Annotated in this window: 14 protein-coding genes, 1 tRNA gene and 1 riboswitch; of the genes, 3 read left to right on the top strand and 12 right to left on the bottom strand. The window is 32.0% G+C overall.

Annotation, left to right across the window (positions count from 1 at the left end):
* Positions 1-194: 194 nt before the first annotated feature.
* From N4A40_00090 to N4A40_00075, 4 genes are all read right to left on the bottom strand, one after another.
* Positions 195-797, bottom strand: coding sequence for a DnaJ domain-containing protein (locus tag N4A40_00090; GenBank protein MCT4660226.1), 603 nt, complete (start codon positions 795-797; stop codon positions 195-197).
* Positions 781-1,662: a DUF5685 family protein gene (locus N4A40_00085; protein ID MCT4660225.1), complete on the bottom strand. Its 882-nt coding sequence runs from the start codon at positions 1,660-1,662 to the stop codon at positions 781-783. The genes N4A40_00090 and N4A40_00085 overlap by 17 nt, the downstream gene beginning before the upstream one ends.
* A 199-nt stretch (positions 1,663-1,861) precedes the next feature.
* Positions 1,862-2,734: a hypothetical protein gene (locus N4A40_00080; GenBank protein ID MCT4660224.1), complete on the bottom strand. Its 873-nt coding sequence runs from the start codon at positions 2,732-2,734 to the stop codon at positions 1,862-1,864.
* A gap of 124 nt (positions 2,735-2,858) precedes the next feature.
* Positions 2,859-4,511: a phosphoenolpyruvate carboxykinase (ATP) gene (locus N4A40_00075; protein ID MCT4660223.1), complete on the bottom strand. Its 1,653-nt coding sequence runs from the start codon at positions 4,509-4,511 to the stop codon at positions 2,859-2,861.
* 136 nt (positions 4,512-4,647) lie between these two features.
* Between N4A40_00075 and N4A40_00070 the strand changes: the two genes are divergently transcribed.
* Complete coding sequence (locus N4A40_00070) at positions 4,648-6,003, top strand: MATE family efflux transporter (GenBank protein MCT4660222.1); 1,356 nt, start codon at positions 4,648-4,650, stop codon at positions 6,001-6,003.
* A 58-nt stretch (positions 6,004-6,061) separates the two neighbouring features.
* Here N4A40_00070 and N4A40_00065 read toward each other — a convergent pair whose 3' ends face one another.
* From N4A40_00065 to N4A40_00040, 6 genes are all read right to left on the bottom strand, one after another.
* Positions 6,062-6,751, bottom strand: coding sequence for a radical SAM protein (locus N4A40_00065; GenBank protein ID MCT4660221.1), 690 nt, complete (start codon positions 6,749-6,751; stop codon positions 6,062-6,064).
* Positions 6,751-7,308, bottom strand: coding sequence for an ECF transporter S component (locus N4A40_00060; GenBank protein ID MCT4660220.1), 558 nt, complete (start codon positions 7,306-7,308; stop codon positions 6,751-6,753). The genes N4A40_00065 and N4A40_00060 overlap by 1 nt, the downstream gene beginning before the upstream one ends.
* Positions 7,309-8,274: a nucleoside hydrolase gene (locus N4A40_00055; protein MCT4660219.1), complete on the bottom strand. Its 966-nt coding sequence runs from the start codon at positions 8,272-8,274 to the stop codon at positions 7,309-7,311.
* A gap of 156 nt (positions 8,275-8,430) precedes the next feature.
* Positions 8,431-8,474: riboswitch (PreQ1 riboswitch) on the bottom strand.
* Between the two features lie 134 nt (positions 8,475-8,608).
* Positions 8,609-8,683, bottom strand: a tRNA-Thr gene (locus N4A40_00050).
* 153 nt (positions 8,684-8,836) lie between these two features.
* Positions 8,837-11,005, bottom strand: a complete 2,169-nt coding sequence (locus N4A40_00045; protein MCT4660218.1) for a DNA topoisomerase 3 — start codon at positions 11,003-11,005, stop codon at positions 8,837-8,839.
* A gap of 66 nt (positions 11,006-11,071) precedes the next feature.
* Complete coding sequence (locus N4A40_00040; protein ID MCT4660217.1) at positions 11,072-11,419, bottom strand: helix-turn-helix transcriptional regulator; 348 nt, start codon at positions 11,417-11,419, stop codon at positions 11,072-11,074.
* A 138-nt stretch (positions 11,420-11,557) separates the two neighbouring features.
* On the opposite strand from N4A40_00040, the gene N4A40_00035 reads away from it, so the two are divergent.
* Entirely contained in the window at positions 11,558-12,220 is a 663-nt protein-coding gene (locus tag N4A40_00035) for an NAD(P)H-dependent oxidoreductase (protein ID MCT4660216.1), read from the top strand.
* A 57-nt stretch (positions 12,221-12,277) separates the two neighbouring features.
* On the opposite strand, the gene N4A40_00030 is transcribed toward N4A40_00035, so the two are convergent.
* Together N4A40_00030 and N4A40_00025 are read right to left on the bottom strand one after the other, a co-directional pair.
* Positions 12,278-12,874: an acetate uptake transporter gene (locus tag N4A40_00030; protein ID MCT4660215.1), complete on the bottom strand. Its 597-nt coding sequence runs from the start codon at positions 12,872-12,874 to the stop codon at positions 12,278-12,280.
* Positions 12,875-13,024: 150 nt separating this feature from the next.
* Positions 13,025-14,560 (bottom strand): polysaccharide biosynthesis protein, encoded by a 1,536-nt coding sequence (locus N4A40_00025; protein MCT4660214.1) that lies wholly within the window; start codon positions 14,558-14,560, stop codon positions 13,025-13,027.
* A gap of 185 nt (positions 14,561-14,745) precedes the next feature.
* Here N4A40_00025 and N4A40_00020 point away from each other — a divergent pair.
* Positions 14,746-15,450, top strand: a 705-nt coding sequence (locus N4A40_00020) for an ATP-binding cassette domain-containing protein (GenBank protein MCT4660213.1), incomplete at its 3' end; no start/stop codon positions are given.

The following is a 15,450-nucleotide window of genomic DNA, read 5'->3' as shown; positions in this document are numbered from 1 at the left end:
TACACCTCTAAGTATAAAAAACCTTCACACGTCTTACGATACGCACCTATACTGAAGGTCAATCAGCATAGTTTATGCTTTCACGAACTAAATGTTCAGTGCTATCCTTAAGATGTGCCGACCAACTTAAATTCTACCATACATAATTTACTCTTGCAAGATTTTTTTATTCTAAATTTCACAAAATATCAAAATCAGCTCAAGCATTGACAAAGACAGTGAGCGCACAACAATTGAGTACAACAATCACATGTATTAACTTGATTATATCCATTTACATTAGATGTAGTTCTGTATCTCTGCCCTCGCATTCTGACTTGATCATACGTCTGTCTATATTCTACATTAGTTGGATCTAGCTGTATTGCATGTCTCAAATGCTCAAATCCCATTTGAGTAAAACCTCTATTAATAGCAACTACGCCTTTTAAGAAATGCCACTCAGCACTTCTGTCGTGAAATTGATTCAATTGTGTTTCGGCTTCTGCAAATCTCCCTGCCTGAATCAGCTGTCTTATCACATTCAAACTTGCATCACCTGTTTTTTGATAACTCTGATTATGATTTGTGTTATAGTTAGAATTGTAACTCGTATTATAATTGTTACCTCTAGGTTTCTTCGTCAATTGATCATAAGCAATATTTATTTCTTTAAACTTTTCTTCTGCAAGGTCTGACAAAGGATTGTCCACGTATCTATCAGGATGATACTTCTTAGCTAATCCCTTGTAAGCCGTTTTTATCTCATCCTCGCTAGCATTTTCTTTTACTCCCAATACCTCATATGGATTTTGCATGATTTTCTCCCTTCGTAATCTTAAGAACTTCTTCCGTTTTCGCTCTAAGACCTAAATAAATTATATTATCAAGTATTCCCTTATTTTGATATATTTCCAATAGTTCATATGCATCTGATATTTTCGCTAGAATAAAAAAAAGAGTATCTTCTATTTCTTTTTTTACCTTAATCTCTATGTTTTCTATATTTTGCTTATTAGGATTTTCTTTGTTGATAAATGGATTAAATAAATTTGCTTCAAAGTCTTTTTTCATATCTTCAACTGCATCAATTATATATATCCACCTACCTAATTCATAACCCAACTGTCCCAGTATTCTAGCCTTTTTTTCATCTAGCCATTCTGGAGAAAATACACATTTCATAATTTCAGCAAATGTCTCTGCACAAGAGTCAATCGAATTCGACTTGCCAATTTCTAATTCTCTCAATCTTTCCAAATTCAAGTCGATTTTTTTTATATTTTCTATATATTTATATTCTATATTTCTCAAAAATACAGAATATGTTTTATATCCTATAAATGCCTTAATGTCTTTTTCATCATTCCAATCATCATGCAACTTAGCATGAGACAGCAATATACTTAAATCACTCGCATAATCCAATACTCTATCAGAATCCACGATTTTACCATGCTCAAGTGGATGTAATAGACATCTTGATTTTTTTAGCAGCGTATTTTTGTTTATAATTGAATCTAAAATCAATGCTAAAAATGTAAAATCATAGCTTAAACCCAGCCTAGCTATCTGATTATGTCTTTTCCCTATTTTTTTACATAATCCACAATAATACGCTCTAAACATATCATACTCTCGAATTTTGAGCTCATCTTTTATAGGTTTTATTGAACCAAACATATGTCCAACCCGCCTTCTATACTTATTGAATTTTTCTTTCAAATTCTCATATTACATTATCCTCTATATATTGTAGACTGTCAATTTCATTTTATATTATTAACAAAATAGATACAAAAATGAGCCATCCAAAATAGACAAATACACCTATTTTAAGACAGCTCACAAAAATATTTATTATTCATTCAAACACTGAAAGTTACATATCAAACACAGCTACTAGCTGATACGCTTCTCCGTGATCCTCACAAATTTCTGAAATATCTATTGTCCAAGTCTCTTTCATTCCCATTTCATTTGCCAAGCCTTCAAACAAATACATCATAATACCTATATCAGTCAAATTCGCTTCATCATTTGGACGAAGCATCCCCAATTTTATAACATCATTATCCAAAACAAAACGCCAAGGCTGTGCGTTCATGTGAGATGGTGCATTTCTCAAATGATAGAACAACTCATCAAGACCCCATTGTTCTAAAGTTTCATACTCCGCATTTTCTCCCCATTTATCTAAATATACTAATTCACTTATAGGTAATCTACTACTACCTTCTGATTTCAGTTCTCTTTTAATATCAAATTTATTAATACCTGCTATAGCAGAAATTTTAGATTTGAAATCAAAAAAGCTCTTTTCCTTAGGATATCCTAATGCAAATAAGTAATTTACTATATGCTCTTCGTCACCAGCTAATTCTAATTCAAGAGAATGTGGTACATTGCTTATATCTACCCAACAAGTACCTATGCCAAGTTCAAATGCAGCCTTCAAAACAGATTGCATAGCATAAGCCGCCTTTATTCTAGTCTCTTTTTCATCATTTGCCATCTTAACTCCAAAGTAATGCGGACTTTTAATCATTACACCTGAATATCCACCTCTACCTTCTAGTTTCTCATAAATGTCATCACCATTTTCAAAAAACTCAAACCCTATTAAATTACTTCCAATTTTTTCCGTTACTTCTTTTGCAGCAAACTTCAATTGCTGTATTCTTTCCGTTTCAACTTTTTTAGAAGAATACTCTCTAGTAGATTTTCTTCCAATTAAATATTCTTTAAACAGCATCTATTCTCAACCTCCATAATTTTATTTTCTCTCTATTTTATACCACTTTTTATGTGAATCAAACAAGTTATACCCATAATTTTACAAAAGGAAGATTCAAAATTCAAATCTTCCTTTTAAATAACTATATCTCATTTATTATATCTAGTATAGCTCGCTTAGCCTCTTCTGGCAATCTATCCAACCCACCGCGTTCTACTTCTCTTGATTCTATAAAATTAACTCTATCATACATCCTGCGCTTTAGCTCTTCTCTGTATTCGATATCTTCTATGTCTGGAATGAAGCCCTCAATTTCCATAATCTCTATTTCTTTAAATGGCCCCCATTGTTTAAAATCAGCTTTATTTTCTATTATTGCTTCAAGAATCCCTAACGTAGTTTCTTTTTCTATTTTTTTGTCAATGAAATGCCCAGTATTTAATATATAGCAATCCACTTCCTTATCTCTAAATAAATTTCTAAAACTTATATAATCGTTTACAAGTGGATATGTTCTAAATGGATTCGCATAAGGCTCTACAACTAGAGCATTTGGATCCACCCCTGGAGCCAATCTTTCGGCTGAAGTTCTTTTGGTCGCTAAAGTTGCACCCATTACAGATCCTAGTTCCGATCCTTTAAGCTTAAGAACTGGTGGTAGTGTAGGATCTTTCATAAGCCAAAATATAGCATTGACAGGCTCTTCAAATTTGTTAACTCTATTAGGTGACCATAGTCTAGACTTAATAGCTCTACCATTGCCATTTCTAAGATCCTCAGTTACTATAACCTTTTGACCATCTTCGTCCATTGTAACTCCACAGTTTTGAACAGATAACAAATACTTATTATCTGGACTAGATAGAGGATAATCTGCAATTTTGTCAAAATACGATGGTTCAAGTGCAATTGAAGATCCGTCTTCTGTAGAAATTATAAACGCATCGTCGTGAAGTACTGTTACATCATATTTGTTACCATGTTTTGCATGTGTCAGTGTAGATTTACCTGAACCAGATAATCCAAACACACCTGCAACAAATTTTCGTCCACCAGGTAGGTTATAACGTTTTTGTCCACCATGACAAGCTACATACCCATTTCTATTAGCACATCCCCATGCAAGAGTAAGTGTTCCTTTTTTAAACTCTCCAAAGTATCTCATACCCAGTATAGCTGCACAATTGTGTTCGGGATCAAAAAACGTTAGTCCCATAGGGTGATCTTCGTGTTTCCAATCGGGATCAGCAAATACAAAAATATCGCCCTCTCTAGGTATCAATTTAGATTCTTTATATAATCTAGTAAAAACAATGTTTATAGCTTGAAAATTCAAAAGCCAATTGTACATAAGGTTTTCATGTCCCTCTGGGACTAAAAGGTGCGCTCTAGTCATGAAATCGGTATCCAGCCCTATAAAAGATTGGGCATGATACATTTTTCTATTCCTAGTTTGGTACACTGCTTCTCTTATTTTTGTTGCATAATCTTCTTGATCTACATTAGGCTCTCCTAATATTCTTCTTGCTGCTGCACAGCGACCTTTAACTGCTCCATCATTAAAAACAAGCACCTTTGCATCGTGATCAAGTCCTAATTCTTCACCATCGTGTATTGGCATATCTGTAATTATTGTCCCTGGCGAATTTTTCGATAATTTATACGCCTCTTTCAATGAATTAACATCACTTATATTATTTCCATAAAACGCAGTCTCTATTGTCGTTCTTATTTGTGAAAAGACCTTATTCTTTCTGCCAATATTGTCTCTTGAAAACCTTGCTTTTGTAGCCATGATATTCCCCCTCTGTTATTTTTCACCATTATCATAACATACTTATATGTATTTTAAATATTAAGAAATATAAATAATTAATTCATATTTTTTACGGGTATTGTGTTAACATAAGAAAATATTAAGGGAGGATTTTATGGAAAATTATGATTTTACTAAAGGCGATTTAAAAGCACAAATATTAAAAATAGCTATTCCAGCAAGTATAGGTATGTTTTTTCAAACCATGTTTAATTTCGTAGATACTTATTTTGCGGGGAAAATAAATCCCGATGCTTTAGCCGGCTTGACTCTATCTTTTCCTATATTTTTTATAATAATATCTATAAGTTACGGTATGAGCACTGGTCTAACAGCTCTTCTTTCAAATGCTTTGGGTAAAAAAGAAACAAATAGATATCAGTTATTGTCCTATAATGGTTTTTTACTAAGTTTCATTTTAGCTTTAATTACCACTATTGTAGGATTAAAATTGTCTCCTATTCTTTTTAAATTGTTTAATCCATCAGATTTAGCTCTAGACTATGGGCTACGATATACAAACACTATATTTTTAGGAAGCTTTTTCTTTTTTAGTACATCTACTATAAACTCTCTTTTAAATTCCGTAGGTGAAACTAAATTTTATAGAAACTACTTGATACTAGGTTTCTTGCTCAACTGCATTTTAGACCCTATGTTTATATATGGATGGTGGTTCATTCCCAAGTTAGATGCTCTTGGTGTAGCTCTCGCTACCATTATAATACAAATCGTCGGAACTATTTATCTGCTTTACAAGTTGATTTCAATAAACATAGTTGATTTCAAATCCTTTAACTTTTCTGTATTCAAATTAGAACCAATACTAGCCGTATTAAAACAAGGTCTTCCCGCTAGTTTTAATATGATGACCATTGCTCTCGGTTCTTTTGTAATAAACTATTTCATAACACACTATGGTTCTATGAGTGCTGTAGCTGGGTATGGCGCCGCACTTAGAATAGAACAAGTAGGACTTCTTCCAACTTTCGGATTTAATGTCGCCGCACTATCTATCTCTGGTCAAAATAGTGGTGCTGGAAATTATAGGAGAGTTCAGGAATTGTATCATAAATGCCTAAAATATGGAGTATCTATAATGATATTAGCTACACTCATAATATATCCTCTAGCTAATTTTTGGGTAAGTCTAATAAACTCATCATCAGAAGTAATAGGTTACGGCAGTAGCTATTTAAAAATTGAAGCTATAGCATTTACTACTTATGTATTCTTAAGTATCTCTGTATCTATACTTCAAGGCTTAAAGTTTCCATTCTACGCACTTTATATAGGTATTTATCGCCAATTAATAATGCCTATAATTGTTTTTTATATTCTAGGTACTAGCTTAAATATGGGCTTAAGTGGTATTTGGTGGGGAATTGTAATAATAAACTGGTCAGCAGTTTTAATCACTATGATATATACCAGACGAAAGCTTAATTTCTATCTTGAACTTGAAAAATAAAAATGTAGCGATTTTACAATAGTTTTCATTTATTGTAAAATCGCTACATTCTTTATTATCAGTCCCCTACTCCAAAATCAGTGTTTTGAACTAGCAAATCATATGATGGGTGGTCTATAAGATGTTTATACTTATCTAAAAACCACCTTACCAAATCGTCATCCCTTTTGAGAGGAGTAGTATTTTCAATATAAATATTTATAGTTCCATGATCAAAATTTTCTGTCAAAATCTTCATATCTAAATCTATCATTTCTTTAGTTTGTCCCTTTATTCCAACCATAAGACAAGGTGAATCAAAGTATTCTTTAAGTTCTTCCACTGTTTTAAATTTGGCATTTTTATTCAAAAAGTCATTTCTAAAACCATAATCAAAACTTTCTACTCCAATTTTAAACGTAATAGGAATATCAAAATAATCTCTCATCTCTTCTACCTTATTTCTATAGCACCAATGGCTTTCAAAAAAGAGCCTTTCAATACCCTTACTTTCAACTATCTCTTTTATTTCTTCGAGTGTTTCTTTAGGTAGTTCAAAGCAACTTCCCGAATTAATTACTTCAAGTATTCCAAACTCACCAGTTATGTTACTTAATACCTCGTGATTGATTTTAATCATCTCATCTTTATCCGTAGAATTATCATCTATATAATCACAAAAAGAACATTTGCCCCAAATGCAAGGAAACCCTTTCAAAAGAACTATTTCTCTCTTTGTTTTATCTATTATTTTACTATATCTGTCCATTATGCTCCCTCTATTCTTTGAGCCATACTCCTTGGTAAAGTAACTATAGCAGTAGATACTAGGATTACAGCTACTAGTTTATCTAAATAATCTGTCAAAAATTGAACAATAAATACACTAACCACTTTGTTTACTCCAATATTTGATAAAAAGGCTACTATATACGATGATCCAGAAGATGTCACTCCTCCAAATAGATATGCCGCTATAACTGCCCCAATAAATGAAACAAAAATAGTCATAAAGAATGTTCCAAATGGTATCTTCCAGCCTTTAAGCCAATCTTTTTTATACAAATATCCTCCTAAAAATCCTGTGAATATTTGCACCGGAGCAAAATACAATGAGAATATATCAAATGTTACACCACTTATAACACTCCCACAAAGCCCTGTAGCCACACCATAAATAGGACCTAATAAAAACGCTACCATCAGTGTTCCAATAGAATCTAAATATATAGGCAATCTAAGATTCAATGCTATAAATGCACCCATCATATTAAGCGCAATTCCCATTCCAACCAATGTTAATTTCAATACATTATTTTGTCTCATCTAAATCACCTCCAAATGTTTTAAAGACTCAATTTCATTTGGAAACAATCTTTCCATAAAGAACTTCATAAATGCCTTAGAATCAACATTGGTAAGCACTTTAGCATTTGACTCTTTCTTATAAAAATGTTCAACATCAACAATACTCTGTCCCATAGCCGGGCCATCCTCAACAATTTCTACAAATCGCTCAATCCCACTACAAAAATCACTATTTATAGCATATGCAACTGCTAGAGGGTCGTTTATTACACACCCCAATATTTTTTCCCATTCCCAATGAAAATCAACATAAAATTGTGTAATATCATATACAAATCTTGAAAGTGATGTATCAATTTGATTTAGCCACTCTCTCAAATCAGGAGTAAGTACTATCTCTCTTGTAACATCTAATCCAACCATGTGTATAGGGCATTTGATATTTTTGTAAACGAAATTTGCCGCCTGTGGATCAACCCAATAATTGTACTCTGCAACTGGTGAACAATTACCATGACTTTTAAAACTTCCACCCATAGTAACTAAACGATTTAATTTTTCATATAATTTTGGCTTTTGAGCAATACTCTTAGCAATATTTGTAAGTGGACCTAATGCTATGAGTTCTACTTCCTCTTCTGAAGAAAATTTTTCAACTAGAAATTCAACTGCAGATTTTTCTTTTACAGACTTTAATTCAACTTCAAAGAAATTCTCACCAAGACCATCTTGTCCATGAGTTTCTTGAGCTGTTACTAAATCCCTTTTGAGTGGTTTATTATCGCCTAGATATACTGGTATATCCTCCCTACCACTCATTTCTAATGCTTTTTGTGCATTTTTCGCACCTAATTCAACTGGAACATTACCACCAACTATTGTAATCCCTTGTACATCCATTTCTGGGGATCTAAGTAGTAATAATAGTGCCAATACATCATCGATTCCTGGATCGCAATCGACAATCACCTTTCTTCCTTTCATAATCACTTCTCCTTTTCTCATAATATTATGAGAACTGACATGCCCTTTATATGCTTAACAAAAGCAATAAAAAAAGCCATGTCTAAGGACATAACTTACCTTTAATTTTGAGTACTTCAAAAAAACCGTCGCAAAAAAATCGCTTCGATGAGGTAAAAATCCTTAGTTTTTTATCCTGGGAGTTCTCGAACCAGTCCTGCCAGAAGGCAGCTTTATGGATTTTAACTTTTATTGTCTCGTAATTGACAAGACACAATTATTATATCACATCTATCAATTTTTCCAAGAACAAAATATAAAAGAGCGATTTTAAAAATAAAATCACTCTAAAAATTGGAGCTAACGAAGAGATTTGAACTCTTGGCCTACTGATTACGAATCAGTTGCTCTACCTCTGAGCCACGCTAGCCTAATCGCAATTATTATTATAGCACATTTTATTTATTTTAAAAGTACTTTTCGCCATGTTTTTTTAATATATTTTACATAGCAAATCCATAGATTTATAATTCAAAAAAGCTGAGATTTTTTAACAATCTCAGCTTCAATTTGCTATAACATCTTATTTTTTTACATCAATGTTTTTTAATAGTGCTGCAAATGGATTGTTAAAGTCCTCTTCTTCCTTTTGTTGTTTCTTCATATAATTTCGAGCTTCTTTTTTCGACATTTGCTTTTTCTTCTCATTTTTCTTTTTTTCAAAATGTTCTAAGCTTTCTCTATATCCACACTTCGGACATACAAATTTCTTATTGTCTTTTTCTCCAATCATATTCATTTTCTTCTTACACTCTGGGCATCTTGCATTTGTTACTCTTGAAAGCTGCTTTTTATAACCACATTCCCTATCTTGGCAAACTAGTGCCTTTCCATGTTTATTGCTCACATCTAGCAAAAACTTTCCACATTCTGGGCATTTCTGTCTAGTCATATTATCATGTCTGTAACTCAATTCACTTGCTTTAATTTCTTTTACTAATTCTGAAGTATATGCTCTTATTTCACTTATAAATTTTCGTGAATCAAATTTATTTTTAGATATTTGTTCTAATTTAATCTCCCACTCTGCTGTTAATTCTGGAGAAGTTAATGCCTTTGGTGCAAGATCTAATAATTGTTTTCCCTTTGACGTTATATATATTTTTTGATCTCGTTTTTCTATCAAATGGGTATTAAATAACTTTTCTATTATATCTGCTCTAGTAGCAACCGTTCCCAATCCACCAGTTTCTCCAATTGTTTTCAGCAATGATTTATCATTGGTTTCCATATATTTTTTTGGATTTTCCATTGCAGCAAGTAATTTTCCTTCATCAAACCTTGCTGGTGGCTGAGTATAATGTTCACTTCTTTTCAAATTCTGTACTCTAATTTTCATGCCCTCTTTAATATTTTCTACATCGCAATTTTTATCTGAATTTTGAGAAAAGATTTTCCATCCTTTTTTTAGAGTTTTTGTGCTCTTTGCTTTAAATAATTCACCATTTATTTCTGCTTCAATAACCATTTCACTGTATTCATATGGCGGTAACAATACTTCTATAAATCTTTGAACCACCATTTCATAGATTTTCCTCTCTTTAAACTCTAATCGGCTCATCTCAATTCTCTGCTCTGTAGGTATAATAGCATGGTGGTCTGATACTTTTTTATTATCAACAAAGTGCTTGTTTCCCTTAAGCCCATTTAGTTTTGCTTTTTGAACCCCTTCTCTATATACATTGTTATTTACAGCATCTAATCGTTCTTTTAGTGTTGGTACTATATCATCTGTCAAATAACGTGAATCTGTCCTTGGATAAGTAAGTGCTTTATACCTTTCGTATAAAGTCTGCATTATCTTAAGAGTTTCTTTAGCTGAAAATCCGTGCAATTTGTTTGCATCTCTCTGAAGAGTAGTCAAATCATATAATTCTGGTGCATAGCTCTTTTTGATTTTTTCATCTAACTTTATAATCTCTAATTCTTTATTCTGTATTCCAGCATAAATTTTTTCTATACGTTCTTTGTTAAAACATCTTGTTGAATTAGTCTTTTTATCTTGCCACTTAAAGGTTATACCACTACTTTTTGCATCTATTTCCCAATATTTAACCGCCTTAAATTCAATAATTTCTCTTTCTCTAGCTTGTATCATTGCAAGTGTTGGTGTTTGAACTCTACCACATGATAGCTGAGCATTGTATTTAGTCGTAAGTGCTCTAGTTGCATTTAATCCGACAAACCAATCAGCTTCTGATCTAGCAACTGCTGCCTTATATAACGACCTATATTCTTTTCCATCTTTTAAGTTTTTGAATCCCTTTTTAATTGCACCGTCTGTAACAGATGATATCCAGAGTCTCTTCAAAGTTTTTTTGACATTTGCCATGTCTATAATCCACCTTGCTACCAACTCTCCTTCTCTACCAGCATCTGTTGCTATTATTATTTCAGTTACATCTTTTCTATACATAAGTTTTTTTACCAATTTAAATTGTCCAGATGTCTTTGGTATTACTTCTAATTTTAACTTTTCCGGCATCATTGGAAGTGCATTTAAGTCCCACGATGCATATTTTTGATCATACAGCTCTGGTCTAGCAAGTGTTACAAGATGACCTAGGGCCCAAGTGACAATATAATCGTTCCCTTCTATAGCACCTTTTCCTAATTTTTTGTTACAATTTAAAACTCTAGCTATATCTCTTCCAACAGATGGTTTTTCTGCTAGTACTAATTTTTTCGTCATATTTAATACTCCTCACCGTAATGTATTTAATTTTCATTCATAATGTCTTGTTCTCATAAGTCACTTTTACAATAAATTTTCTTCATCAATTGCATTTTCTTCCAATATTTTTTCGTAGAACTTTCCCCAATTCAAGAGTTCATTTATTATCGGCTCTAGACTAACACCAATCTCTGTCAAATTATATTCAACTCTAGGAGGAACTTCTGGATATACGGTCCTGTTTACTATTCCATCTGACTCTAGTTCTCTAAGCTGTTTAGTAAGCATTCTTTGGGTTATTCCTGGCATTTTGCGCTTTAATTCACTGAATCTGAGAGTTGAATGTGATAAGTGATACAATACAACACCTTTCCACTTTCCACCAATTACATTCAAAGCTACTTCAACTGCACAAGGCTTATATTTATTCATATCATCCTCCAGTATACTTTTTATACTTAGTCTCTTCTAGTATATTATAACACAAAAAAGTGCTTACTTCACATTTTCAAACCACTCTTATATAATGATTACAAGAAAAAAACAATTATAAATAAGGAGTGTTACAATATGAAAAAATCTGATATTTTAAATGCTTTTAATTCTAGACATGCTTGCAAAGTTTTTGACTCTGACAAAAAAATCTCTGAAGAAGATTTTAAATTCATATTAGAAACAGGAAGACTATCACCAAGTTCTTTTGGTTTTGAACCTTGGAAATTTTTAGTGGTTCAAAGTGAAGAACTTAGAACTAAAATGAAAGAGTTTGCATGGGGAGCTCAAAATCAATTACCCACGGCTAGTCACTTCATAGTTTTATTGAGCAGAAAATCCTCAAGTTTAAAATATGACTCATCATATATTTCTGATTTCATGAAAAATATTCAAAAGCTTCCAGATGATATAGTTAAAATGAAAGGTGATTTTTATAAGAAATTTCAAACCGATGATTTTAAATTACTTGAGTCTAAAGATGCATTAGAGCAATGGGGTCATAGACAAACTTATATAGCTCTTGGAAATATGATGACGTCTGCCGCTTTGATTGGAATTGATTCATGCCCTATAGAAGGTTTTGATTTAGAAAAAACTGAATCTCTTCTTGCTTCTGAAAACATTTTAGATCGAAACGAATTTGGAGTAAGTTGTATGCTAGCACTAGGTTATAGGGCTGAGAATCCTTCAAGGGAAAAAACTAGACAAAATATAGATGAAATAAGTATTTGGAAATAACAAAAAAGAGGACTATCATCGACAGATAGTCCTCTTTATATATATTATTAAAAATTGTTATTTGTTAAAAGCTTTTCCAAGTGGTAATACTTCTTTTCCAAATGTTGCTTTGAAAACATTTGCTGCTGAACCATAAAAAGCTAACATTGATATTGCAAATTCTGAATAAGCTGCAATTTCATGACCAATTTCTATATGCCAGATACCGTTCATAGATAGTCCTAAGAATAAGAAATCTATCAACACAAATATAAAAAATAACACCTTATTTGTTGCTGTCGCAGCATAAGTCATATACAAAGTAAATATCAAATATCCTAAAAATGCAAAACCTAATTGTGTTCCACTCGCATTTTCAGCCATTGCTTGACCAAATACACCTAGCTTAATCATCCAAGACATTGCTACTGCCATCCAGAAAAATGCATAAGCTCCAAATGCTGTTGTTCCAAAGACATTTCCTTTTTTTGAATCAGAAATACATGCAAATAATTGCGCAAACGCTCCTAAAAATATAGCCCAAGGAATAATAAATGAAACACCTTCCGTCCAACCTAATTTTTGACTCGATGCTACTAATGTTACCATTGCTAAACCAAAAAGCCCTAAAGCTGATGGATCAGCAACTAAAATTTTTCTCTCTTGATTTTCCACACCGTCACCTCCTATTTGTTTGTCACAGACTGTTTTTAATATAACAAACTGGAGATTATTCATCAAGACTTTTTCTTTGCAATCGCGGTTAAAAATTTATTTTTGATTATTTTTTCCACTTTATTTACAATATTTTTATGAAAAACGAAGCTATTTTTTTCTAATAATAGATTTTTTCTCTAAAACTAAAATTATAGTTAAATAAATGATTGCACTAAAAAATATTATGCATATAGTATTAATTTTCCCATTTGCTACCAAATCAACTTTGTCTTTTATCATAATTAAAAATATTGACATAACACCACTAGCAATTAACGGTTTCACAGTTTCTTTTATTAAAGAATTTGCACCTACAAATCTAAGCGCTTTTCGACCATTTAAAATAGCTAAAAATCCATAACTGACGACGCTCGATATTGCTATGCCCTCTATAGAAAAATTCAAATTTGTAACAAATAATATATTTAGTATAATCTTCATGACAGAAGCAATAATCAAATTATACACTGTAATTTTAGCTAAATTCAAACCTTGTAATGTTGTTACAAATAACTGGTTTATCCCACCAAATAAAAGCATCACTGAAAGTATTTTCAATAAGTTTTCTGCTCCATTTATCACCGGAAATACAAGTTTTAATATTTCGTTAGCTAATACAAAAAAACCACATGTGCAAGGTAATACTATATAAAATGTCCACTTAACTCCTAAATCAAAATATTTCTTTAGTTTTAGTAATTCTTCTTTAGCTTTAAGCTCTGAAACTTTTGGTAACCAATTACTGCTAAGTGATATTAAAAGAGCCATAGGTAAATTTACTAACATCCAAATAGATGTATAATTTCCATACAATTCATTTACGAAATTCACATGTAAATTTTCTCCAATTAAAATATTTGGTATCATCAAACTGTCTATTAAAGTCATCAGAGTAGTAGCAAACGCCCCTATCGCTATAGGCATAGCTATCACTACTAGCTCTTTTATCAATTCTATATTCGTTTTTTCCCAAACATAATTATCTCTCAGCGCCACTTCTCGATACAGTTTTCTTCTTATTTTTAAATAATCTATAAGATACACTACTAGCGACAAGAGACTACCAATTGTAACTCCTATCGCAGCTCCTAATATAGCCTCTTTCTTTAAACTATTTAATAGTACATATGTCAGACCTAATCCAACTATTAACCGTATAATTCCATCAACTAATTGTGCAATAGCTGGAGTCTGTGACTTCTCAAGACCTAAAAAGTAGCCTTTGAAGGCAGCTGATAATGCAACAAAAAATGGCGAAAATACAAGTCCTACCAATACAATATATGTCTCTTCTGGCCAAAACCACCCTACAAAAAAATCTGTGATGATCAACAATAATAGTGATAGCATCAAGCCACCAAAAAACATTATCACAAAAGTTAATTTAAATAATCTATGCGCTTCTCTTTCTCTATGATTTGCGATTTTTTCTGCAACTATTTTTGACAAAGCATATGGTATACCAGTCAATGCAATTGCAAGCATAGTCATATACAATGTATGTCCATAGTTAAATATCCCTATAGCTTCGGCTCCCACCATATTCGTAAGTGGTATCTTAAATAGGAAACCAACGCATTTAGCAACTATAGCAGATATCGCTAAAAAAATACTTCCTCTCAAAAACTTATTTTCTTTAATCACTTTTTTCTCCTAATCTACCCATTGCAACAAATTCGTTATTTGCGAATTTGTGTTCTATTCTAGTTTTATAATACCTTTTATTATATGCTTTTTCGCTAAAAATCTCAAATTTCTTTGACAACTCTTCTAATTTATATATAATAGTATAGAGTATTACAATATTATGTATTTTGAAGGAGTTTTTTATGAGTATTTTAACAGTAGAAAATCTAAGCCATGGTTTCGGAGACAGAGCTATATTCGAAGATGTCTCTTTTCGCTTATTAAAGGGAGAACATATCGGCTTAATAGGTGCAAATGGCGAAGGTAAATCAACATTTATGAATATAATAACGCGCAAACTACAACCTGATGAAGGGAAAATTCTTTGGGCAAAAAATGTACGTGTAGGATATTTAGATCAGCACACAGCTCTGAAACCAGAGCATACAATCAAAGATGTGCTAAAATCTGCATTTCAGTATTTATTAGATCTAGAAGTTGAAATGAATAATATCTGCGATAAAATGGGAGATGCTTCTCCTGAAGAACTTGAAGTTATGTTAGATGATTTGGGTACAATACAAGATACATTGACTAATAACGATTTTTATATCATTGATTCTAAAGTTGATGAAATTGCAAGAGGCTTAGGTCTTTCTGATGTTGGCTTAGACAAGTCAGTATCTGATTTAAGTGGTGGACAACGAACTAAAGTTTTATTAGCAAAGCTTCTTCTTGAAAAACCTGATATTCTTCTTTTAGATGAGCCTACTAACTATTTAGATGAACAACATATAGAGTGGCTAAAACGCTATTTACAGGAATACGACAACGCATTTATATTAATTTCTCACGATATTCCATTTTTAAACAGCGTAATAAACTTGATATATCACATGGAAAACAGG

It is taken from the genome of Tissierellales bacterium (assembly GCA_025210965.1).
In the GTDB taxonomy this organism is placed as follows: domain Bacteria; phylum Bacillota; class Clostridia; order Tissierellales; family JAOAQY01; genus JAOAQY01.
The sequence above is the reverse complement of the archived record's forward strand: the minus strand, read 5'-3'. Positions and strand labels throughout refer to the sequence as shown.